Here is a 23,043-nt window from a genome sequence, read left to right on the forward strand (position 1 = left end):
ATGAAAAAAACAATCTTCACCCTTATGGCGGTTATTGTTGCCATCGCTACACAGGCGCAGCAATTTCAAAATGGAACCACCACTGCCAATCTCGGTATCGGTTTGGGCACCGCTCTGGGCGGCCTCGGGAAAGCCCGGCCCGCCATTTCGGTATCTATTGACCACGGCATGTGGGGCATCGGCGGTCCCGGAGTGATCAGTCTCGGTGGGTATGTCGGTAATACGGGGTATAAATATGATGGATTGGGCTATACCGCCAAATGGAACTATACCATTGTAGGTGTTCGTGGGGCTTACCATTACAACGGTTTTACCAATGTACCAAAACTGGACGTCTATGGAGGTGCGATGTTTGGATATAACTTCGTTAAATATTCCTCGGATGGTGATGATAGCACAATTGCCGACAGTTACGGCAGCGGCCTGGGTTTAAGTGGATTTTTAGGGGGACGTTGGTTTTTTGCTCAACGCATCGGTGCTTATGCCGAGCTAGGCTATGGCGTCTCTGTCCTCAATGCAGGTATCACTTATAAATTTTAAAAGAAGAGTAAAGTTTCCGCGAAATCACAGGGAGATTCCCAAATCACCTATTGACCCGCCGCCCCCTGTCGTTAATGAAAGGGGGCGGCCATGGACAGAATTAAGTATAAACTATTATACTTAAATTTCCGGATATGGAAAAAATATACATTTTTTGACGGGCAATCCGAATTTTCTTTGAACCTTTTGGGAACATGGGGTTGGCAGGCAAACCTTTGGTGCCTCACTATCTACAGTTCCCCTCCCGAAAAGCACAGTCATTTTTTATTCTCTATCTTGGGCATCAGTTCCCTGTACCATATTTTCCAATCTTCCGCTGAACATATAAAATTCGTCGTCCCTGTAAAAATCCCTATAGGACAGCACCTCAACGGTGGTTCCGTTATCTTCGCGTTTTTCCGCAACTGTATATCCCGGGCCGAGGATGTCCTTAATCTGTTCCTTTTTCATGTCTAGCTCCAGGCGGTCCATTTTCTCGCCCGGTAGGCGAGGAAGTGAAGCACAGGCTGAAAGAAACAGTACAATTGGAATATAGAATGTATACTTCATGCTTTTTTGCGGATTAAACATGTAAATAAACTTTGCATTTCTATCTTAATAAAGATATAAAATATCAATTTGACAGATTCGAATCAGCGTTAAAATAGTGCGATTGTTACTCATATTGTTCGGAAGTAACATTAAAACCGTTACCTTCCCACCCTGTAGCCTTTCTTCTTTTTCTTCTTTCGTGGTTCCTGTTCCTGTACGATGCCCACTCCCGGAGGCACGGGTTCAAGCAGGGTACCCAGTAGCCCACCTAGGCCATGGGTTATCTGTTCGACAAGGTCGATGGATGACGTATAGCTTTCCCTTGATATTTCTGTCGCCAGCTCGTTGATGAATGAGCCATCACGCCCGATATCCCTTTCCGCTTCCATCAGCAGGTCCAGCTGTTCACGCTGAGCAAGGCTCCCGTCCTTAAGGATATTGGCATGCGCTAGGGTATGTTTCAATCCCCGATCAAAATCGAACTCCCGGTCGAACAGGGATTCGCCCGATTGCTTGAATGCTACACGGTCGAACTGGCCCATTTTCTTGGAGTGTTCGGCATTCCTTCCTTTGGAGCTGTTCATGGGACTGAGCATGTAGCGCCCGGTGATGTCCTTCCGGCGTACGAGGATCTGGATGTAGCGCTGGTCGTCCTCTTTCTTTTCGCCACGTTTCCTCAGTCCCTGCTGTACCTCTTTGTCCTTATGCGTATAATATCTGTGGTCTTCCAGCTTGGCAAACCACATCAGGTCCCTGTTGCCGCCAATGCCATCACGCTTAAAGTTCCTAGCTCGTCTCCAATACTTCTATAACAGAAGCACCAATGCCTCGACAGGATCTTTCAATAAAAAACTTAAGGCTTTTAGGAGAGTCTTTCGCGGTGTAATGGACACGACATTCTTCCTGTACAGAGTGATGAAATTGTATGCTTAAAAATATTAATCCCCCAAACTTTCGGTATGATCCACTAAAAGTTTGCGAATTTCTGAACATTTCGACCTGCCGTAAAAACAAAAAAGCCTGCAAACGTTAAATTTGCAAGCTTTTGTATGTTTTGATCTTCGATTTGGTAGCCCGTAGGGGAATAACACCTTTAGATCATTAGTCTCTTTATCAGTGTTTTAAAACCCATCTATTTCTCTACTCACCGAATCGCTCACTGGTTTGACATACGTTTTAGCCGCAATTGCTATAAATTTAATATAGGCTTTTTTTATAAATAACAAACAAATTTTAAGTGTTTCACCGAACCGCAAGTCTGCACGTAAAGGTAACTACTTTGTTGTACCCGTATATAATTTATGCAGTTAGTTTCGTAGCATTTAAATGACATACTACGAATTCAAATATAGAATTAAAAAACTTAGCTCACGATTTTCCCCACTTCAGTTGTAATTTTCCCCACTTCAGTTTCTTTTACATAAATGCAAGTGCGTAACAGATTTACTTTTGTTACCAATAATGATTTTAAAGAAAGAATCGATGATACGTCTGATAAGTAAAAAAAACAATGTAATGGTTTTTGTTCTTTGCCGCTGTGCTGGCTTTGCAAAGCTGTAATTGGAAAGAGCAAAATAACCAAGAGGCTCCGCAAGCTGTGGATGCAGAAGTGTTGACGCTTCAACTAACTGATGCTGTTATTGAACAGTCTTTTCCGGCAAGTCTACAAGGTAAAACCAATATCGACCTGCGTCCTCAAATAAGCGGTTATATCGACAAAATATATGTGGATGAGGGTGCGTATGTACAAGCAGGACAACCTTTGTTTCGCATCAATGCTAGCGTTTATGCTGAACAGAAAAATAACGCTTTAGCTTCATTAGATATGGCTAAGTCACAGTTAGCGACAGCAGAATTGGAATTGGAAAAATATAAAGTATTAAGTGACAAAAAAGTTGTTGCTGATTTCCAGTACCAAAAAGCAAAAACCGCCTACGACAACGCTAAAGCAAGTGTTAAGCAGCAGCAAACCTTGGTCGCTTCGGCTAATGTAAACATGGGCTTTAGTGTGGTAAAAGCACCTGTAAGTGGATACATTGGTCGTATTCCGAATCGTTTGGGCGCATTGGTTGGCCCTTCGGATACAGAAGCACTGAGCACTTTGTCACAGGTGAATGAAATGTATGCTTATTTTTCATTACCTGAGAATGAAATTCTGAAAATCAACGCAACGCGTCAAGGTGCTAATTTATTAGAAAAACTAAAAAGCTTCCAAGACATCAACTTGCTTCTGGCAGATGGCTCGACATACAATCATCTAGATAAAATAGACATGATGGATGGACAGTTTGATGCGACCACGGGTTCTGTCATACTGCGTGCTTCTTTTCCGAATCCAGAGTCATTACTAAGAACTGGAAACACGGGTCGCATTGTATTAAGATCTACGGAACCGAATGTATTTCAAATTCCATTATTGGCGACGTACGAAGTACAAGATAAACTATTTGTGGGACTATTGGATGCAGAAAATAAAATGCAACGTGTAGCCTTACACGATTATACCAAGTCTGGTGATTATTATATTGTAAAATCAGGCTTTAAAGCGGGTGATAGAATAGTGGCAAATGAATTGGTACCTATTCCAGAAAACAGTGTCATCCAGCCCAAAACGAATAAATAAAACATAAGAAAGATGTTAAATAAAATCATAAAAAGACCCGTACTCGCTACGGTTATCTCCATCATATTGGTACTTTTGGGCATTCTGGGATTACTACGGATTCCAATGACTCAATTCCCAGAGATTGCTCCACCTACAGTATTTGTGTCAGGAACATATCCTGGAGCCAATGCTGAAGCCGTGATTCGTTCGGTGGTAACACCATTGGAACAAGCCATTAATGGTGTAGAGAACATGGAGTACATTAATTCCAGCGCAGGCAATGATGGAAGTTTTTCCATTACCATTATTTTTAAACAAGGTGTAAACCCTGACCAAGCGGCTGTGAACGTGCAGAACCGTGTTGCTCAGGTCAATTCGCAATTACCGCAAGAGGTCATTCGCCTTGGCCTGACGACTACCAAGCAGCAGACCAGTTACTTGATGATTGTAAATGTAAATAGTGAAAAGCCTGATAAATACGATGAAGGTTTTTTGCAAAACTACACCAATATCAATCTTTTGCCTGAGCTGAAACGTATTCCGGGTGTAGGTAATGTAAGCTTATTTGGTTCTAAGGAGTATTCGGTTCGGGTATGGTTAGATCCCAACAAATTATCTTCCTATGGATTAGTACCAGCGGATGTAGAAGCAGCTATCCAACACTATAGTTTTGAAGCTTCACCAGGTACTTTAGGAGAAGAAAGTGATGCAACTTTACAATACACATTACGATACAAAGGTAAGCTAAATAAGCCAGAAGAATTTGAAAAAATCATTCTGCGCTCCAAAACCGACGGTGCTATTTTGCCTCTAGGAGATATTTCTCGTATCGAGTTTGGAACTATATCTGCGTAAAATGCAGCAGAAATTTAGGGAGTGCACGACTACCTTCTGTGGTTACGGTGTTTATACCGATAATTTTTTGAACCCCATGATCGATTGGGATCTTAATAATACCTTTATACAGGACAAGGGTATTAATCAGGATTTTGGGCTCTTTGATTCACCGGATTCTTTCTATGAAAAACACCAACAGAAATTAGGAGTTTTGAAACAGCTTGTTTATCGTTATGTAGTAAGGCATATCATGAATAGAAATTTTGAAAAAATAAGAAGTGCGTAGACCATAACGATTGTCGGTAGAATAATAATCTTAATGGGGGGCTGAGTTTTTTAATTAAGATAATATCACTATTTTTTAGCTAACTTGCGGTCCATTTTTTTTGCCAATGACCGATTACACATCATATAGTGATATAGAGTGGGCTGATCTTGTACGGTCAGCAGATGATCGTGCATTCAAAGAAATCTACGATAGGTACAATAAGCTACTTTATTTATTTGCCTACAATAAGCTCCGCAACAAAGAAGAGGCTAAGGATGTTGTGCAGGATGTATTTGCCTGGGTCCTTAACAATAGGACCCGTTTTGCCATCAATTCCTCGGTTTCTAGCTTTCTTTACAAATCAGTACTCAATAAGATCTTTGATATCTTTAGACACCAGTCCGTAATCCGTAAATATATTGAACAGGGAGATCATTATATTGATATTGATAGCACGGAGACCGACTATCTGATTCGCGAAAAAGACATTGCCCAGATGATCCGGCAAGAGATCGATGCTATGCCCCAAAAGATGAAAGAGGTATATCTACTTCGCTTTGAACAGTATCTCAGTGCTAAGGAGATCGCCGAGCAACTGAATATCTCTGAAAACACCGTAAATACGCATTTGAAAAGAGCGGCAAAAAAGCTTAGAGATAATCTTGGGATGCTGATCTATGTGGTCTACATCATGAACAGGTAGTTTTTTTATATTGTAAAACAAGTTGTCCGTTTATATTGTTTCTTAGGTTAGTAAAGAATGTTAGAAGTTATGGAGATTTAAAATATGGAAACTTTAAGCTTAATATTAACGGGAATTGTAGCTCTTGAACATTTGTATATCCTTTGGATGGAGATGTTCGCTTGGGAAACGGTTGGCAAAAAGACTTTTAGAGGTGCTTTACCGGAAGAACTGTTTAAGGCAACCAAAGGCTTAGCGGCTAATCAAGGTTTGTACAATGGCTTTTTAGCGGCGGGGCTGATATGGTCTTTTTTTATCGAAAACCCAGAATGGAGTTTTAATATCCGTGTATTCTTTCTGGGATGCGTGATTGTTGCAGCACTTTATGGAGGTATAACCTCTTCTAAAAGTATCCTTTTAAAACAAGGGCTGCCCGCAATACTTGCGCTGATTTGTGTATTGATTTCTTATAATTCTTAAAACAAAAAGTATGGAGTTTAAAAATGTAATAATAGCGGGAAGCGGTGTATTAGGCTATCAAATCGCTTTTCAAACGGCTTTTCATAACTTTAATGTAACTGTTTACGATATTAATGATGAAGTTTTAGAAAAGGCAAAAGCAAAGTTTGCTATTTTAAGTGCTGCTTTTAAAAGAGACTTAGGTGCTACAGATGAACAATTGGCAGCTACCAAAGCAAGATTATCCTATAGTTCGGATTTGGGAGAGGCTGTAAAAGATGCCGATTTAGTTATTGAAGCTGTTCCTGAAAATCCGGAGATTAAGATTGATTTCTATCAGAAATTGGCAAAATTGGCACCCGCTAAAACGGTATTTGCAACAAATTCATCGACTATGTTGCCTAGCCAGTTTGCCGAGTATACGGGGCGTCCGGAAAAATTTGTTGCACTTCATTTTGCGAATGAAATATGGAAACATAATACCGGTGAAGTGATGAAGCACGCAGGTACATCTGATGAGGTATTTGAAAGTTTGCTGCTATTTGCTAAACAGATAGGCATGGTGGCTTTGCCTTTGCACAAGGAACAGCCCGGTTATATTGTAAATTCCCTCTTAGTACCGCTTTTAAGTGCTGGTATGGATTTGTGGATAAGAGATATTGCGGATATTGAAACGATCGATAAGACTTGGATGGTAGCTACAGGAGCGCCGCTTGGTCCCTTTGGAATATTGGATGTAGTAGGTATTACTACTGCTTATAATATTAACAAAATGGCCGCAGACGCGACTAAAGATCCTGTAAAGGTTGAAATTGTAGAAAAATTAAAATCGGAGTTTATAGATCAAGGTAAATTAGGCGTTGCAACAGGTGAAGGATTTTATAAGTATCCTAATCCAAAATATAAAGAAGAAGATTTCTTAAAGTAATTAAAAATGCCTAATTATCAATATCTTCTGGCTTGTAACCTTTAATGTTATAAGGGTTGAAGGTTGAGATGTTAAACATGAACTTTATAAAATGGTAATTGTCAGTCCAAGAGGCACTGGGAATTACCATTTCTAGTTAGTACTGCTGCCTTGATACTATAATCTATTTGACCCAGATCTGCGATTTTTCGGTGATTTTTACCTTTAGTAGCACTATTTATCCTTGTCAAACACCTACTTGATTTTGTTTTTTTGAGTTGTTTTTGAAATAATCCAAAAAAAAGTTTTCTCCTTGTCACCAATTGGGTATAGTTGGATCATGTACAAAAGTTGTGGAGGGGATAAAAAATAATTAGATATTTGTGCTTTGATATTTATACAGATGCACGAATCTTTCAACACTTTAATGCCCTTAATTATCCCCGAAGGAGTTTCCGATTATTTTGAGATGACCCACTATTCCAAAGAAGAAAAAAGACTAGATATCTTTCTGGAGGAACTCAATAATACACCTGAAGAATATCAAGGCCAGAAGTTGATTTCCAAGGGATTTTTCGAACCCGTTACCCTTCAAGATTTTCCTATCCGTGGCATGCAGGTCTATCTTCATGTCAAGCGCCGCAGATGGCTCAGCCAAGATACGGACAAAGTAGTTTACAGAAATTGGGAGTTAGTAGCCAAAGGGACGCGCATCACACAGGATTTCGCAGCTTTTTTAAAAGGTATCAGCGGACAACCAGGCTCATAGCATCCAGACTATCAGTTCATTCTATGGGATATCAGCCAGTAAACTAAGGAGATACTACCGCAATAAACTGAGCGGTTTCCAGGATTGGGAGCATCGCGAAAATGCGCGAAATGGATTGTTCTTCCCACAGAATGTCAGCGGCCATCTTTCTATTGACGAGACCTGCCTATCCCATGGCGAGCTCTATACCGTTGTCACCAATAAAGAAGCACGGGGCAAAAAAGGGACCATTGTAGCCATACTGAACGGGACAAAATCAGAGAACATTATCCCGATCCTTCAAAAGATTCCACATAGATTACGCAATAAAGTTCAAGAGATAACGCTTGATCTAGCCGGTAATATGGGATTGATAGCCAAAAGATGCTTTCCCAATGCGGTTCAAGTAATAGACCGTTTCCATGTTCAGCAACTTTATATCGGTCACCTTGCTGGCTGGTGGATATCCTGCGTTCAAAATTGCTGACATGAACGCGAAAGAAACTTTAAGGGGTGACGTTACCATTGGATCATCCAGGCTAAGGTGCGGGTTGACTGTCCTTCAATTTTCAATATCAGTACTATTTATTATCTCTGCAATTGTCGTCAGTTCACAGGTAGAATATATGGCAAGCCGTTCCCTTGGCTATAATACATCAGAGGTCATCAGCATTCCGATAGGTAAGGGAATCGACAAAGAGCAGGCATTGGAAAGGATGCGTGCGGAGCTCTCGAAGGAGACCTGGGTAAAAGCTGTAAGTGCGTCGGACGTTAATCTGGGACTGGGCAGCGATGGGACCTTGAGAAGTAGCATTTTGAAGTTTTCTCAGGAAAACAAAGATTACAGTACCAATTATATGCGTATTGAATATGATTTTCTCAAGGCTCTAGAAATCAAGTTACTTGCGGGTCGTGATTTCGACCGGACTATGTCTACAGATACCGCTGCTGTAATCGTTAATCGTAAGATGGCAGAGCAGATGGGCGGTATTCATCGTATTTTAGGAAAAAATATTGCGCTCAACGCAGGAAGTACAGTAATAGGAGTAGTCGATGACTTTCACTTTCAGCATCTCCGGAAGAAAGTGGAGCCATTGAGTCTTTCCATAAATCGAAACGTTTCTGATATTGAGTACCTTTTTGTCAAAGTAGAGACAGATTTACTTCCTAAAACGATGGAGAATATTTGGAAGGTATGGAAAAACGTAAATCCGGATGCGACCATTCCAGCCTCTTATCTGGATGAGAATGCAAATAACTTATACAGAAAGGACCGTACGTTTTCCAATATCGTAATGATGGGCTCCGGTATCGCTATTGTCATTTCCTGTATGGGACTTTTTGCGTTGGCTCTGTCTGCCACCGCAAGGAGGGTTAAGGAGATCGGTATGCGTAAAGTCTTGGGAGCATCGGCCTGGAGTGTCATAAGACTAATTTCGTTGAATTTCATTAAGCTGGTCTCTTTGGCATTTGCGATTTCTGCCCCCATTGCCTGGATGCTCATGAACTCTTGGTTGCAAACTTATGCATATAGGATAAAAATGGAGTGGTGGATGATGGGAATTGCTGCAATTATCATATTTTTAATAACCTTCGTCACCATATTTTGGCAAACTTACCGGGCAGCTACAGCAAACCCTGTCGAAAGTTTGAGAATTTGATAATACTACTCTTGTCTAATTTTGGGCCAAGGACACAATAATCAAAGAAATGGGGATTCCAGTTTCCTGTGTGGATGCGAAATTATAAGAATAACCTCTTTTACAAAGAGAATGCTATCGTTTTTTATATCCATTAACATTGAAACGGTACATAAAAACAAACCAAGTTCAAAATACGCTTTATGCAAGAATTATACATCCAAACATTGATCAGAATGGGAACGTCGCTCAAGGATAAAATACAAAATGTCTATTAAACTTATTTACAGTTTCCACCGAATATGGAAAAATGGTTCAATTTAGTGTTTTTGTGCACTTTTATAAAAAGCTAGCTTATTGCGTATCCAAAGTACGTCATAACGCCTTTTCGTTATTCTGGATCCTCCGATTGACTGTAAGCCATTAAAATATTATTCAGTTAAATGAACTTGTAATCTTCCCTATAAACAGCTACGATTATTAATGTAGTTTTATAATTTTTGACCTCTCCCCGTATTTAGGAGTCTTCTAAAATAGAAAATTCCGCTGTTTTGACCTGGTTTTCCATGTAAATTTTTCTGGTATCTGATCCCCCAGAAAGCTGTGGGATGGAAAGGTGTTTTATTCCTCCTTCCAGATTTCAATTTTCTGTTTCGCATCTTCCAATGACAGGAACCAATGTGCATTCAGGCACTCTTCAAGGAAACTACCATTAACGGACTCAATATACAGATTATCTGTGGGTTTACCCGTCGGGAGAAGATTAATTCTACCTGATTCTCATAAGCCCATCGATCGACCTTTTTAGAAGCAAATTCCTACCCGTTATCTACGTGTATCTTTTTGGGTTTTGCTCCTGAAGCAACCGGAGTTCTTCTAGAACAGCGACCACGTCACTCCCTTTAAGACCCTATCCGACCTGAATGGTCATGCATTTCCTACTCTAATTATCCACTACAGTTAAGCAGCGGATTTTCCGGCCGTCAAACAGCGCATTAGCAACGAAATCCATGTAGCAATCGTACATACTAGAGAAAGTAGGCCTTTCGGAGCGATGTGAAGCAGCCCGACAACGTCTGGAACGCTTTACGTAAATTCAGCCCTTCTTTCTCCATAAATGCGATAAACACGTTTATAGTAGTCTTTCCAGCCGTCTATTTTTAACAAAACATAATATGCTCAATACCATAGCACACTCTGGACTCAGCAATATTCCGTATGCGTTGACGAGATGATCATCATTCCTGCGAAAGTGCTTATAATACCAAACAGACGTACTTAACAGGGATACTTGACGCAAGCCGCAGCGAAACATGCTAGTCCGCCATAAGAGCTTTAACCATCTTTCTTCGCTGAGCGGGCTTCAATACTTTTTTTTACTATATCCTGCAAGATCTGTTTGTCTAGGCTAAGGTCGGCTACCAGCTTCTTCAACTGGACATTTTTCTCTTCAAGCTGCCGCAGACGACGCAGGTCCGAACTCCCTAAACCACCGTATTTCTTCTTCCAATTGTAAAATGTCTCCTCGCTGATCCCCATTTTTCTACAGACTTCCTCCACTCGGGGGCCTGTCTCGGCCTGCTTGATCGTAAAAGCGATCTGCGCTTCAAGATTAGTAATTCGACCCCGAATTCTTTACTTTTTAAATACTCCAGCTTTTGGGGATGAGGTTAGTTTTTCGTAAAGTACGCTGAGACTTAAACGGTTAATTCATAGGAAATTCAAAATTATAATATGCAACGGTTGTGGATCGTCCTCCGAAATAGTATCTTTGTAAGATTTATCATAATAATGGCAAACAGCATCACTATCATCGAGTTGGCAGCAGCGTTGGGGTTATCAAAATCTACTGTGTCACGTGCGTTCAGGGGCAATAGTGATATTAATGCCGCTACCAAAGAGCGGATATTAAAAAAAGCCGAAGAATTGGGATTCTCCCCAAATCTGTATGCCAGTAATTTAAGAGGAAGTAAGAGCTCTACTATTGCGATTATCATTCCGGAATTTGGCAATAAGTTTTTTTCCCAGGCTATTAAGGGAATTGAACTTATAGCCAGGAATAATGATTTTCATGTATTGGTGTATGTCACGGATCATAGTGCTGACAAAGAGGCTGCAATAATCCGCACATTGGTCAATGGCCGGGTGGACGGCGTGATCATGTCGGGGTCGGGAGAGGGCAAGAGCCATCAATACCTCAAACTGTTAAAGAAACACAATCTTCCTTTGGTTTTTTTTGACAGGTATTATGAAGATATCAATACCATTTGTGTAACTGGTAATGACTTTGAGTCCAGTTACCTGGCCACGTCGCACCTGATTGAGAATGGATGTAAAAAAATAGCTTACCTGGCTATCAATAAGAATGTCTCTATCGGTAAAATCCGTATGGATGGTTACGCTAAAGCGCTGTCTGATGGAGGCATTAAGTTTGATGAACAGCTGACTCTTGACACTTCGAATGATGCCGAAATCAACTATCGAGATATTGAGCAATTAATAAAAGAGCAATCGCCAGATGCCATATTTGCTTCCGTGGAACGGTTGGCAATTAGTACCCTGCGTGTGACAAAAACCTTAGGCATACATATCCCTGATCAAATAAAATTGATCTGCTTCTCCTGTCTTGAAATCGCAGATATGCTGAGTCCCGCTTTGAGTGTGGTAAAACAACCCGCTTATGAAATGGGGAAAAAAGCCACTGAATATCTTTTTGAGATCATGCGCGGTAACCGAGAGGCTGATATACAGGAAGTGTTATTTTTGGAATCTGACCTTATCTTCCAGGAATCAAGTCAAAAAAAATTAACTAAATAGCATTTTTTATTTTCAAAATATTTTTTTTTCCCTACTTTAGCAGAAGTTTCGGGAACGTTCCCAAATCTAGCAGTACATCTTTTTGGAAAAAGATAATGCACCAATTATAAGTTTTAAAAATAAGATTTAGCATTAGTTAGTGGTCTATAGAAGTTTTTGCAATGCCAAATTTGGTTATGATATCATCTGCTACTTTCTGACGCCCTTATTACAATAGTTATGATAAACAGGTTTCCGCTCATATTATTTGTGTTGTTTTCGACAACCGTAATGCTATCGTGTAAAAAAGATATACGAAATGGAAATGAAATAGAAATTCCTGCTGAAACAGCGAAAGAGGGATTCATAATTTCTACGACTGATTTTGTATTTCTGGATGAAGAAGTTACCCTAGTCTTCGACTTATCTAAGGGGAACAAAGAATTGATGCAGGAAAAGGATGGCCTTTATTTACATGCAGGCTTGATTACCAGTGCGAGTGCTTCAGAAAAAGACTGGAAACATGTGACTACAGAATGGGGAAAAGCTGATGCGGCTTATAAGCTCAAGCACCTTGAAGCCAATAAATTTAGCATTAGCTTTGTACCAAAGGACTTCTTTAATATTTCGGAGCAGTTATCTGCCACACATATCGCGCTATTGATTCGGAATATGGATGGATCTAAGGTCGCCCGTAATAAGGATGGCTCGGACATGTATATCCCGATCCGGGCAAAGAACCAGTTGCAAATAGGTGTTTCAGCACCCGTTCTGCAGCCAACCTATCAGGAAATAACAGAACAGGATGAGTTTGAGAAGGGTTATGATTTGCCTTTGGTTTTTGCGGTATCAGCAGCTTCTGCTGTAGAAATATCACTGAATAACGAGGTTGTAAATACTTTCTCGCAAACGACTAAAGTTGATACTAAGATCAGGTTAGACCGTGGTGGACTGAACAGGCTATCGATAAAAGCTACCTCAGCTAATCAATCGGTCCAGCGGGATATTTATGTGATGGTATCTCAGGATGTGACGACTGCCGAACTGCCTTCCGGAGCCAAAGTTAATGGTGTTACGATCAATAATTCGACTAAGAAAGTTGTTTTTGCCTTATCCGCACCCTCAAAAAGCAGTGTCTACCTGTTGGGTAGCTTTAATGATTATGTGGCTACGGAACAGTCTTTTATGAAAAGAACGGCTGATGGCAATACCTGGTGGATAGAAGTTTCGGATCTTGATTTTTCTAAACAGCATACGTATCAGTTTTTGGTGGGTGGGCAGATTAGGATAGCAGATCCTTATGCCGTTACCGTTTTGGATCCGGAACATGACACATCTATCCAAATACCTGCTGAATTGCCGTCATATCCTACCGGAAAGACATCGGGAATTGTTTCTGTCCTGAATCTCTCTCCGGAATCCTATACCTGGCAATCAACTTCATATGTACGTCCGCATCCCTATGATTTGGTTATTTATGAACTGCATGTCCGTGATTTCTTGGAAAAGAAAAATTATACGACGCTACGGGATTCTATTCCTTACCTCAAAGCTTTAGGAGTGAATGCTATAGAATTGATGCCAGTGCAGGAATTTGAAGGCAACTCAAGCTGGGGTTACAATCCTTCCTACCATTTTGCACTAGATAAGTATTATGGTAGTGCAAAAGCATTTAAACAATTTGTCGATGCGTGTCACGCGAATGGTATTGCTGTAATATTGGATGTCGTGTTGAACCACGCGTTTGGACAATCGCCTTTGGCCCAACTGTATATGCAAGGAGGAGTGTTGCAAGCTAATAACCCCTGGTTTAATGTAGTGCCGACACATCCATTTAATGTAGGATACGATTTTAACCATGAAAGTCCACTGACCAAGCAGTTTGCAAAAGATGTGATGCGTTATTGGATAGAAGAATATAAGATTGATGGCTATCGGTTTGATTTATCCAAAGGTTTTACGCAGAAAAATTCGGGAACGGCTGAGAGTAGTGTTGGGACATGGTCTGCGTATGATGCAAGCCGCGTAGCATTATGGAAAGAGTATAACAATTTTATCAAGGCCATTGATACGGATTTCTATGTGATATTGGAACATTTTGCGGACGATCAGGAAGAAAGGGAATTAGCGAATGAGGGTATGTTTTTGTGGAACAATTTAAATCATAATTTCAATGAGGCATCCATGGGATATATTGCTAATTCGGATTTAAGCAGGTTGTTTCCACAAAGCCATGGTTTTACGCAGCCGCGTCTGATTTCTTATATGGAATCTCATGATGAAGAGAGGCTGATGTTTAAGAATCAAATGTATGGGAATACAGGTTCAGGCTATTCTACCAAGACATTGACAACCGCCCTGAATCGCATGGAGCAGGCAGCCACCTTTCTGCTATTTGCTCCGGGTCCAAAGATGATATGGCAGTTTGGAGAAATTGGTTATGATATTTCCATCAATGAGAATGGACGTACAGGCGATAAGCCGTCGAAATGGAATTATCGTTCGGATGCCAACCGTGCTAATCTTCTTAAGCATTATGCCCGATTGATTCATTTTAAGAAAGAGAATACTGTATTTCGGAACCCGGCTAGTGAATACGTTCTGACAGGTGCTGTAAAGTATTATATCCTGCAACAGGGTAATCAAAAGGTGATGGTTATCGGAAATTTCGATGTCGTGAACCAATCTTTTCAGGTCAGTGCGGCAATGGAAGGCCCCTGGTATGATAACCTGAATAGCGGAACAACAGTCAATTGGTCCGTAGGGCAAACAATCCAGTTGTCTCCGGGACAATATTATTTATTGAGTAAGGATATTTTAAAATGAAATTATAAACCCAAAAAAGCAATATTATGATGAGCAAATTTACAATTCAGCGGATCATGCTGTTCTATCTCATGATTACCTTGTCGCTCACCGCATTTTCACAGCAGCTTACCATATCTGGTAAGATTACGACTACGGCTGGGGAATCATTGGCTGGTGCGACAGTACGGATTAAGGCATTGAACCGATCTACTTCGACCAGTGTGCTGGGCGAGTATCGTTTTGATGGTTTGGCTGCAGGAAACTATATTGTAGAGGTGAATAGTGTGGGGTACGTATCGCAGTCTAAATCTGTAGCTACTCAAAACAACAGTATACAGTTAGACTTTACGCTGGAATCAGATCAGGCTAATATCGATGAAGTCGTCGTTATCGGATACGGTACGCAGCGTAGGGGAGAAGTAACGGGTGCTGTGTCCACAGTAAATGAAAAAGATTTTCAAAAGGGAGTTATTTCAAGCCCTGAACAATTGATTACAGGAAAAGTGTCGGGCGTTCAGATTACTTCGGGTGGCGGACAACCTGGTGCAGCCAGCACGATCAGGATACGTGCCGGAGCATCGCTCAATGCCAGCAATGACCCGTTGATCGTGGTAGATGGTGTGCCGTTTGGCGGACAAGGTATATCCGGTGTGGCTAACCCGTTAAGCCTGATAAACCCGAATGACATTGAGACATTTACAGTCTTGAAAGATGCGAATGCTACCGCTATCTATGGATCAAGGGCATCTAATGGTGTTATTTTGATTACCACTAAAAAGGGAAGCAGGAGTCCAAAGATTAATTTTTCGACACAAAATTCCTATGCTACTATTGATCGTACAGTCGATCTGTTAGATGCTAACCAGATCAGAGACTATGTCAACGCGAACGGAAGTGATGTCATGAAAGCCTTGTTGGGGTCGGAGAATACCGATTGGCAGGATGCCATTTATAGGAATGCCTTTGCTTCAGACAATAACCTAAGTGTGGCTTCCAGTGTTAAAAACATACCTTACCGTGTTTCTTTAGGTTATCTAAATCAGGATGGGGTATTGAAAAATGACAATATGCAACGGACGTCTGCAGCACTTTCATTGAATCCGAAATTATTGGACAATCACTTAACCATAGACCTGAATGTTCGTGGTGCCTGGTCTAAATCGAAGTTCGCAACCCAGGATGCGATCGGGGCAGCTATACAGTTTGATCCTACACAACCTATATATAGCGATCAGTTTGGAGGATATTACGAGTGGGCCAATGGCACTTCTCCAAACCCTAATGCCCCTCGTAACCCGTTGGCATTGCTTGAACTAAGAAAAGACAATGGACAGGTGTTTCGTACTTTTGGAAATATTCAATTGGATTATTCTTTCCATTTTCTGCCAAAGCTACATGCAAACCTGAATTTAGGTTATGACAAGAGTCGCGGAGAGGGCAACACATTCACACCGGCTATCGCTGCCCGTAATTTTAATGAAGGTGGAGAACGTATACAGTATAAAAATGATATCGATAATACGATGGCAGAGTTTTATCTGAAATATGCCAACAATTTTGAAAATATCAAGAGTAATATTGACGCTACGTTGGGATATGGTTATTATGACAATAAAACCACGGTTAATAATTTTGATCGGGTAAATGAAGCAGGAGATGTATTAAATACACCGGTATTTCCATTTGATGTGCCTCAGAATAGATTGATTTCTTACTATGGGCGATTGATCTATACATATGATAGCAAATATATCGTATCAGCTACACTGCGTGCCGACGGATCATCACGCTTTAGTCCGGCTAATCGTTGGGGATATTTTCCTTCGGTTGCTTTCACCTGGAAATTAAAAGAAGAAGGATTCTTACAATATAGTGAAGCACTATCTGATCTGAAATTAAGACTAAGCTATGGACAGACCGGTCAACAGGATGGGATAGCGAATTATTCGTATATGCCTAATTATATCAATAGTTCTAATGAATCTATGTACCGTATGGGCGACGAATACTATTACCTGTATTCGCCGGTAGCTTACGACGAGAATATCAGGTGGGAAAGTACGACCATATCAAATATTGGTGTCGATTATGGTTTTGCTAATGGAAGAATATTTGGTAGCCTGGATGTATATACCAAGAAGACGAAAGATCTGTTGAGTTCTATACCTGTTGCCGTGGGTTCTAATTTCAATAATTTCCTGTTGACAAATGTGGGTAATATGGAAAATTTCGGGGTAGAATGGAATATCAATGGGGCACTTATCAAACGTGAAAAATTAAACTGGGATCTGGGTCTCAACTTTACGTACAATACAAATAAAGTGACGAACCTGACTTTGGTAGATGACCCGGATTTTATGATTGAGACAGGAGGAATACAAGGTGCAACGGGTAACAATATCCAGGCACATACGGTTAATATGGCACCCAATAGCTTCCGTGTATTTAAACAAGTGTATGATGAGGCCGGAAAACCAGTAGAGGCTTTGTATGCAGATACAAACGGAGATGGAACCATAAGCGACAATGACCGTTATTTTTATAAATCACCATTGCCTAAATTTTTACTAGGGTTCTCTACTTCGGTAGACTATGATAAGTGGTCTATAGGTACAGTGTTGCGTGCCAATATCGGAAACTATATTTATGACAACGTTTCTTCAAACTTTGGCAGTAGCTATAATGTGATTGATGCCGCTTCGCTGGTCATTAATAATGCACCGGTGGACTTCTTAAATACAAATTTCAGGGAGAAACAGTTGCTAAGTGACTACTATGTTAAGAACGCTTCGTTCCTGAAAATGGACAATATCAATGTTTCTTATCGGATCGGTAACGTATTGAAAGGTAACCGTACCGCGAGCCTGACTTTGTCCGGTACTGTTCAGAATGTATTTACGGTGTCTAAATATAAGGGAGTGGATCCGGAAATAGCAAATGGTATAGACAACCGTTTCTATCCTAGGCCAAGGACATTTATAGTAGGTGTTAATTTGGCATATTAACAGATGAAGATTGGTAAACGTGAAAAAAACAGCGCAATGAAAAGATTTAATAATTTCAACTATATCATTCTGGTATTTATGGCGGCAATAGTGATGTCTTGTCATAAAGACTTAGATTTAAAGCCAACAAATGATGTTACGGCAGATATTGTTTTTAAGGATGCAAAAGGTTATAAAATGGCGTTTGCACGTCTTTATGGCTCACTAACATTAACCAGTAGTACAGGTCCTAATAATTCGGATCTGGGAGGCCTGGATCCGGGTACTTCCGATTTCCTGCGGTTATTTTGGAATGCTCAGGAACTGACCACAGATGAGGCTGCTAGCGCCTGGCTCAATGACCCGGGTATCAGTGGTTTGGACTACCTGACCTTTGAAGATAGTAATCCTATGTTAAGAGGATTGTACACACGGTGTGTCTATACGGTAACACTCGTTAACGAATTCCTCAGAGAGAGTACTGATGAAAAACTAAGTAGTAGGGGAATAACGGCAGCAGAAGCAGAGGAAATAAGGGTTTACAGAGGTGAAGCCAGGTTTTTACGGGCATTTAGCTATTGGGTTTTGCTGGATTTATTTGGCAACCCGCCTTTCATTACCGAAGAGAATGGAGTCGGTAAAGAGGCGCCACAGCAAATTATGCGACCAGATTTATTCGACTATGTAGAGTCCGAGCTATTGGCTGCAGCTGATATTATGAAAGCTCCCCGTCAAAATGAGTATGGACGCGTAGACAAATCAGCAGCTTGGGCATTGCTGGCACGGTTGTACCTTAATGCCGAGATTTATTTAGGCACTGGTAATGCGCATTATACAGAAGCGATCACCTATGCGAAGCAGGTCATAGAATCTGGCTTTTCGTTAAAGAGTAATTATGCGCATTTGTTTTATGCGGATAATGACAAACAAAATAATGAGTTTATCTTTTATCTACCCTATGATGGTACCTCTACGCAGAATAAAGGTGGTACTACCTACCTGCTCAACGCAGCGATAGATGCGTCCATGGATCCTACATTGTTTGGTATACCGGGAGGTGGCTGGGCAGGAAACAGGGTTCGTGATAATATAGCTGACATATTTGGCGATTGGAGTGGAGCCACGGATAAGAGAGCGATGTTTCATCTGAATACTTCGGTAGAGATAGAAGATATCAGTGTCTACAAGCAGGGATTGGCGGTCACTAAATTCCGAAATGTTAATCAGGATAATTCAGTTCCAAACGCGGCAGAAGGTTTTATTACGTCTATTGATTTCCCATTGATACGTTTGCCGGAGCTTTATCTGATTTATGCGGAGGCAGTGCTGAGAGGTGGCAGTGGGGGAAGTACAGCTACGGCTTTGACCTATTTCAATGATTTGAGAGAACGGGCTTATGGCAATACATCCGGTAATGTGGCGACGATTACATTGAATGATATTTTAGATGAGCGTGTTCGGGAATTGTACTGGGAGGGATTCCGCAGAACAGATTTAATTCGTTATGGATTGTTTACGGGTGGTAACTATTTGTGGCCTTTTAAAGGAGGTGTTCTTCAAGGTCAGGCAGTTCCGGCCTATCGCAATTTGTTTCCACTGCCAGCGGCAGATTTGATTGCCAATCCAAATTTAGATCAAAATCAAGGGTATAACTAAGTAATGATATGAAGACATTGACATATTTATGGTTGTTGATAGGTATAGTTTTTACCTTGCAATCTTGTGATAAAGATGAAACAAAAACGGTATTGCTTGATGAACAAAGCCGTACGTCAGCAGTACTGGCAGTCAGCTCGTCTACTATAGTCCTGAGCAAAGAGGTGGCGGATCAGACTATGCTGCAGATTCGGCTTTCACCTGCAAGTTTTGGTTACCAGGCCGCGATTAGCAATACCTTACAGTTTGCTGTCAAGGGGAGCAATTTTGCCGAAGTCAAAGAAGTTATTATTCCTAATGGACAAGATAGCCTAGACTTTACGGGGGATAACCTGAATACGCAGGTGTTGGCATTGAATGTTCCTACAGGAGAACCTACTGCTATTGAGGTGCGTATCAAGTCTTCGATATCCGGTAGTATTGCTCCGGTTTATTCCACACCGGTATCTTTGGAAATTACACCTTATGCTGCGGTTAGCTATTTGTATGTGCCGGGTGCTTACCAGAATTGGGTTATTGAGGTAGCCGAATCATTAATTTCGCCAACGAGTAATTCGATCTACACGGGTATAATTTATTTTCCGGAAGCAGACTCTGAGTTTAAAATTACACCTTTACGTGATTGGGCTCAATCGTTTGGTGATGCCGGTGACAATAAGATTATACTGAATGGAGGAGGCAATATAAAAGCTCCACGTGCAGGTAATCTGGAGCTTACCGTGAATACCAATAATAATACCATAGCATACGCCGATCATTCCTGGGGTGTTATCGGGGATGCTACTCCGGGAGGATGGGGAGCAGATACGGATATGCGCTATGACAATGCCAATCAAGTCTGGAAGGTGACTGTCGATTTTGTGGTCGGTAATTTTAAATTCCGCAAGAACCATGATTGGGGTACAAACCTGGGCGGTGCAAACGGAACCCTTAGTGCAGGTGGTGCCGATATCGCTGTATCACAAGCCGGAACGTATGATATCATACTGGATGTAACGAATAATACCTATACCCTTGTTAAAAAATAAGCATTGAAACAAAAAACATGAAAAGAAGAACTTTCGGAACCTTAGTCCTCTCTAGTCTACTGCTGTTGGCTAATCAGGTCATAGCACAATCTATTCAGCGTATCGAACCATTGCACTGGTGGGTAGGTATGAAAACTAATAAAATACAGCTAGTGGTATATGGGGATGCGATTGGAGAATGTACACAAGTGAAAATTTCCAAACCGGGAATAGACTTGCTAAGCGTACACCATGCCGATAATAAGAATTACCTGTTCTTAGATATTCATATTGGTGCTGATGCGCAAGCAGGACAGTACCCGATTGAATTTTATAAAGGCAATAAGAGGGCCGGAAGTTTTTCTTATCAATTAAAGGAAAGAGATTCAAACGCAGTAAAAGCGCAGGGAATCAATTCTTCTGATTTGATTTATCTTATTATGCCCGATCGGTTTGCGAATGGAAATCCAGGTAATGATATCGTAAAAGACATGCGTGAGACTGCTTTAAATCGGGATTCTATGTACTATCGTCACGGAGGAGATTTGGAAGGTGTAGTTGGTAAATTAGATTATTTGCAAGATTTAGGTATTACATCTGTATGGCTGACTCCGGTATTGACTAATGATATGCCCCAGGCATCTTATCATGGTTATGCCAATACCGAAAATTATCATATCGACCCTCGCTTTGGCACGAATGCGGATTACAAGCGATTGGGGGATGAGCTTCATCGCAGAGGGATGAAACTGGTACATGATGTGGTACCTAATCATGTCGGTCTGTACCACTGGACCGTCGTGGATAAACCGATGACAGATTGGCTTCATGAATGGCCTGAGTTTACGCAGACTACCTATAAGGACCAAACGGTCTTTGACCCCTATGCATCGCAAGATGATCGTCGTAAGATGGAAAAGGGATGGTTTGACACCACAATGCCGGATATGAACCAAACAAATCCCTATGTCAGAAATTACATTACACAAAGTCATATATGGTGGATCGAGGAAGCGGGTATCGACGGATTCAGGATAGATACCTATCCCTATAATGATCTGCAGTTTATGGCGGATTGGACACAGTCTATTGTTGATGAATATCCTGATTTTACATTTTTTGGAGAGACCTGGGTACATTCGGTTCCTAATCAGGTTTATTTTCTGGGAGGACAGCAGGTAGGACAGTCTATCGATACGAAGTTGATGGGGGTTACAGATTTTCAATTGAATTATGCTATCGGTGAAGCTTTAAACAAAGAGATGGATTGGACAGGAGGAGTCAATAAGTTGTATTCAGTGCTGGCTGCAGATTATCAATATCCTCATCCGGAGTGTAACGTACTGTTTCTTGATAATCATGATAAAGACCGCTTTTTCTCCGTGGTAGAAGAAGATATTACCAAATATAAGTCTGCTGTTGCCTGGTTGATGACTACCAGGGGTATACCCCAACTTTACTATGGGACCGAAATCCTAATGAAAAATTTTAGTAATCCGGATGGTCTGCTACGGGAGGATTTTAAAGGGGGCTTTTCAGGAGATGCGGTTAATAAATTTGAAGCGTTCGGTCGTACCGGGGATGAGCAGGATATGTGGAGGTATGTGAAAACATTAGCTAACTACAGAAAAAATAACCCGGTGCTACATACCGGTAAGACGATGCAGTTTGTCCCCGAAGATGGGATCTATGTCTATTTCAGATATGATGATGACAAGACAATCATGGTCATTATGAATACGAATAAAGAATCGAAAATGATAAAAACAGGTCGTTTTGCTGAGTGTATACAAAACTATAAGCAGGCAAAGAATATCATGACGGATAAGGTTTTCAATATTCATGAAGACCTGTCGTTGCAGGCAAAAGAAACTATGGTATTAGAGTTATTTTAAGGATATATAGGGTTTATTATGGATTTGAAAAGAATAGCGTTTTTGGAAAAGCCGGCTTACATATTTGATCTGGACGGGGTATTGGTCGATACAGCGGTATTTCATTATCAGGCTTGGAAAAGATTGGCTAATTCGTTGGGTTTCGACTTTTCGGAAGAGCAAAATGAGCAGTTGAAAGGAGTAAGCAGGATAGAATCATTAAACAAAATTTTGAGTTGGGGAAGTGTGGAAAAATCAATAGTGGAAAAAGAACAGTTGGCTCAGCTAAAAAATGAATGGTACCTGGAATTGGTGGCAAAAATGACACCTGAGGATGTATTACCGGGCGCATTATCTTTTTTGAAAGCGGCTAAGAAAGCAGGTAAGCTTATTTCCTTAGGATCAGCCAGTAAAAATGCACCGCTAATTTTAGAAAAAACAGGCATAGCAGCCTATTTTGATACCATCGTGGATGGTAATGAGGTGTCTTTATCCAAACCAAATCCTGAAGTTTTTTTATGTGCCGCACGAAAGCTAAATGTTGCAGCAGAGGCTTGTGTGGTATTTGAAGATGCCCCGGCCGGTGTGGAAGCAGCACGGGCAGGAGGAATGGCTGTAGTAGGCATTTCGTTGGATGGTGGATTGCAACATGTTGATTTGAATGTCAAAAATTTGGGGGAGTTGTTAAGTAATTAAAGATT

At 40.9% G+C, this 23,043-nt stretch carries 20 protein-coding genes and 1 pseudogene; 17 read left to right on the forward strand and 4 right to left on the reverse strand.

Annotation, left to right across the window (positions count from 1 at the left end; translation table 11 throughout):
* Positions 1-540, forward strand: a complete 540-nt coding sequence (locus ACWICE_RS12695) for a hypothetical protein (RefSeq protein WP_093099149.1) — start codon at positions 1-3, stop codon at positions 538-540.
* Positions 541-804: 264 nt separating this feature from the next.
* Here ACWICE_RS12695 and ACWICE_RS12700 read toward each other — a convergent pair whose 3' ends face one another.
* The gene (locus ACWICE_RS12700) at positions 805-1,089 is read right to left on the reverse strand and encodes a hypothetical protein (RefSeq protein ID WP_139185480.1); all 285 of its coding nucleotides are present in this window, start codon (positions 1,087-1,089) and stop codon (positions 805-807) included.
* Between the two features lie 140 nt (positions 1,090-1,229).
* Positions 1,230-1,850: pseudogene (locus ACWICE_RS12705) on the reverse strand (DUF5712 family protein); the annotation flags it as partial.
* Between the two features lie 743 nt (positions 1,851-2,593).
* Between ACWICE_RS12705 and ACWICE_RS12710 the strand changes: the two are divergent.
* The 9 genes from ACWICE_RS12710 to ACWICE_RS12750 all read left to right on the forward strand — a co-directional run bounded on the left by ACWICE_RS12710 (position 2,594) and on the right by ACWICE_RS12750 (position 9,238).
* Positions 2,594-3,694, forward strand: a complete 1,101-nt coding sequence (locus ACWICE_RS12710) for an efflux RND transporter periplasmic adaptor subunit (RefSeq protein ID WP_093099143.1) — start codon at positions 2,594-2,596, stop codon at positions 3,692-3,694.
* A 12-nt stretch (positions 3,695-3,706) separates the two neighbouring features.
* Positions 3,707-4,531: an efflux RND transporter permease subunit gene (locus tag ACWICE_RS12715; protein ID WP_197700951.1), complete on the forward strand. Its 825-nt coding sequence runs from the start codon at positions 3,707-3,709 to the stop codon at positions 4,529-4,531.
* A 1-nt stretch (position 4,532) separates the two neighbouring features.
* Positions 4,533-4,799: a hypothetical protein gene (locus ACWICE_RS12720; RefSeq protein WP_175486321.1), complete on the forward strand. Its 267-nt coding sequence runs from the start codon at positions 4,533-4,535 to the stop codon at positions 4,797-4,799.
* 106 nt (positions 4,800-4,905) lie between these two features.
* Positions 4,906-5,484: an RNA polymerase sigma factor gene (locus ACWICE_RS12725; protein ID WP_093099141.1), complete on the forward strand. Its 579-nt coding sequence runs from the start codon at positions 4,906-4,908 to the stop codon at positions 5,482-5,484.
* An 84-nt stretch (positions 5,485-5,568) separates the two neighbouring features.
* Complete coding sequence (locus tag ACWICE_RS12730; protein WP_093099140.1) at positions 5,569-5,943, forward strand: DUF1304 domain-containing protein; 375 nt, start codon at positions 5,569-5,571, stop codon at positions 5,941-5,943.
* Between the two features lie 10 nt (positions 5,944-5,953).
* Positions 5,954-6,850, forward strand: a complete 897-nt coding sequence (locus ACWICE_RS12735) for a 3-hydroxyacyl-CoA dehydrogenase (RefSeq protein WP_093099138.1) — start codon at positions 5,954-5,956, stop codon at positions 6,848-6,850.
* A gap of 406 nt (positions 6,851-7,256) precedes the next feature.
* Positions 7,257-7,598, forward strand: a complete 342-nt coding sequence (locus ACWICE_RS12740) for an ISAon1 family transposase N-terminal region protein (protein WP_197700950.1) — start codon at positions 7,257-7,259, stop codon at positions 7,596-7,598.
* A 115-nt stretch (positions 7,599-7,713) separates the two neighbouring features.
* Positions 7,714-8,064, forward strand: a complete 351-nt coding sequence (locus tag ACWICE_RS12745) for a transposase (RefSeq protein ID WP_157739562.1) — start codon at positions 7,714-7,716, stop codon at positions 8,062-8,064.
* A gap of 1 nt (position 8,065) precedes the next feature.
* The gene (locus ACWICE_RS12750; RefSeq protein WP_454298505.1) at positions 8,066-9,238 is read left to right on the forward strand and encodes an ABC transporter permease; all 1,173 of its coding nucleotides are present in this window, start codon (positions 8,066-8,068) and stop codon (positions 9,236-9,238) included.
* Between the two features lie 600 nt (positions 9,239-9,838).
* Here ACWICE_RS12750 and ACWICE_RS12755 read toward each other — a convergent pair.
* A complete protein-coding gene (locus ACWICE_RS12755; RefSeq protein ID WP_093099672.1) occupies positions 9,839-9,985 on the reverse strand; it encodes an integrase core domain-containing protein in 147 nt (48 codons plus the stop codon).
* A 567-nt stretch (positions 9,986-10,552) separates the two neighbouring features.
* On the reverse strand, positions 10,553-10,849 hold the full coding sequence (locus ACWICE_RS12760; protein ID WP_197701033.1) for a transposase: 297 nt from the start codon (positions 10,847-10,849) through the stop codon (positions 10,553-10,555).
* Between the two features lie 159 nt (positions 10,850-11,008).
* Between ACWICE_RS12760 and ACWICE_RS12765 the strand changes: the two genes are divergently transcribed.
* The 7 genes from ACWICE_RS12765 (at position 11,009) to pgmB (ending at position 23,038) form a co-directional block, all read left to right on the forward strand.
* Entirely contained in the window at positions 11,009-12,034 is a 1,026-nt protein-coding gene (locus tag ACWICE_RS12765) for a LacI family DNA-binding transcriptional regulator (RefSeq protein ID WP_093099133.1), read from the forward strand.
* Positions 12,035-12,253: 219 nt separating this feature from the next.
* Complete coding sequence (locus ACWICE_RS12770; protein ID WP_454298506.1) at positions 12,254-14,839, forward strand: alpha-amylase family glycosyl hydrolase; 2,586 nt, start codon at positions 12,254-12,256, stop codon at positions 14,837-14,839.
* A gap of 26 nt (positions 14,840-14,865) precedes the next feature.
* On the forward strand, positions 14,866-17,826 hold the full coding sequence (locus ACWICE_RS12775; protein WP_454298507.1) for a SusC/RagA family TonB-linked outer membrane protein: 2,961 nt from the start codon (positions 14,866-14,868) through the stop codon (positions 17,824-17,826).
* A 36-nt stretch (positions 17,827-17,862) separates the two neighbouring features.
* The gene (locus ACWICE_RS12780; protein WP_093099668.1) at positions 17,863-19,461 is read left to right on the forward strand and encodes a RagB/SusD family nutrient uptake outer membrane protein; all 1,599 of its coding nucleotides are present in this window, start codon (positions 17,863-17,865) and stop codon (positions 19,459-19,461) included.
* Positions 19,462-19,469: 8 nt separating this feature from the next.
* Positions 19,470-20,489 carry a SusE domain-containing protein gene (locus ACWICE_RS12785; protein WP_093099130.1) on the forward strand — a complete coding sequence of 340 codons (1,020 nt, stop codon included), beginning with the start codon at positions 19,470-19,472 and terminating at the stop codon, positions 20,487-20,489.
* Between the two features lie 17 nt (positions 20,490-20,506).
* Positions 20,507-22,363 (forward strand): glycoside hydrolase family 13 protein, encoded by a 1,857-nt coding sequence (locus tag ACWICE_RS12790; protein WP_093099129.1) that lies wholly within the window; start codon positions 20,507-20,509, stop codon positions 22,361-22,363.
* Positions 22,364-22,381: 18 nt separating this feature from the next.
* On the forward strand, positions 22,382-23,038 hold the full coding sequence (pgmB, locus tag ACWICE_RS12795; protein WP_093099127.1) for a beta-phosphoglucomutase: 657 nt from the start codon (positions 22,382-22,384) through the stop codon (positions 23,036-23,038).
* The last annotated feature ends 5 nt before the right edge of the window (positions 23,039-23,043 follow it).

The sequence above is a fragment of the Sphingobacterium sp. NPDC055346 genome (assembly GCF_053645235.1).

Coding starts and splice junctions, on each gene's coding strand:
- ACWICE_RS12725 (WP_093099141.1), top strand. CDS start 4,906: ATGACCGATTACACATCATATAGTGATATAGAGTGGGCTGATCTTGTA.
- ACWICE_RS12765 (WP_093099133.1), top strand. CDS start 11,009: ATGGCAAACAGCATCACTATCATCGAGTTGGCAGCAGCGTTGGGGTTA.
- ACWICE_RS12715 (WP_197700951.1), top strand. CDS start 3,707: ATGTTAAATAAAATCATAAAAAGACCCGTACTCGCTACGGTTATCTCC.
- ACWICE_RS12785 (WP_093099130.1), top strand. CDS start 19,470: ATGAAGACATTGACATATTTATGGTTGTTGATAGGTATAGTTTTTACC.
- ACWICE_RS12775 (WP_454298507.1), top strand. CDS start 14,866: ATGATGAGCAAATTTACAATTCAGCGGATCATGCTGTTCTATCTCATG.
- ACWICE_RS12750 (WP_454298505.1), top strand. CDS start 8,066: ATGAACGCGAAAGAAACTTTAAGGGGTGACGTTACCATTGGATCATCC.
- pgmB (WP_093099127.1), top strand. CDS start 22,382: ATGGATTTGAAAAGAATAGCGTTTTTGGAAAAGCCGGCTTACATATTT.
- ACWICE_RS12720 (WP_175486321.1), top strand. CDS start 4,533: ATGCAGCAGAAATTTAGGGAGTGCACGACTACCTTCTGTGGTTACGGT.
- ACWICE_RS12770 (WP_454298506.1), top strand. CDS start 12,254: ATGATAAACAGGTTTCCGCTCATATTATTTGTGTTGTTTTCGACAACC.
- ACWICE_RS12730 (WP_093099140.1), top strand. CDS start 5,569: ATGGAAACTTTAAGCTTAATATTAACGGGAATTGTAGCTCTTGAACAT.
- ACWICE_RS12700 (WP_139185480.1), bottom strand. CDS start 1,089: ATGAAGTATACATTCTATATTCCAATTGTACTGTTTCTTTCAGCCTGT.
- ACWICE_RS12735 (WP_093099138.1), top strand. CDS start 5,954: ATGGAGTTTAAAAATGTAATAATAGCGGGAAGCGGTGTATTAGGCTAT.
- ACWICE_RS12695 (WP_093099149.1), top strand. CDS start 1: ATGAAAAAAACAATCTTCACCCTTATGGCGGTTATTGTTGCCATCGCT.
- ACWICE_RS12740 (WP_197700950.1), top strand. CDS start 7,257: ATGCCCTTAATTATCCCCGAAGGAGTTTCCGATTATTTTGAGATGACC.
- ACWICE_RS12780 (WP_093099668.1), top strand. CDS start 17,863: ATGAAAAGATTTAATAATTTCAACTATATCATTCTGGTATTTATGGCG.
- ACWICE_RS12790 (WP_093099129.1), top strand. CDS start 20,507: ATGAAAAGAAGAACTTTCGGAACCTTAGTCCTCTCTAGTCTACTGCTG.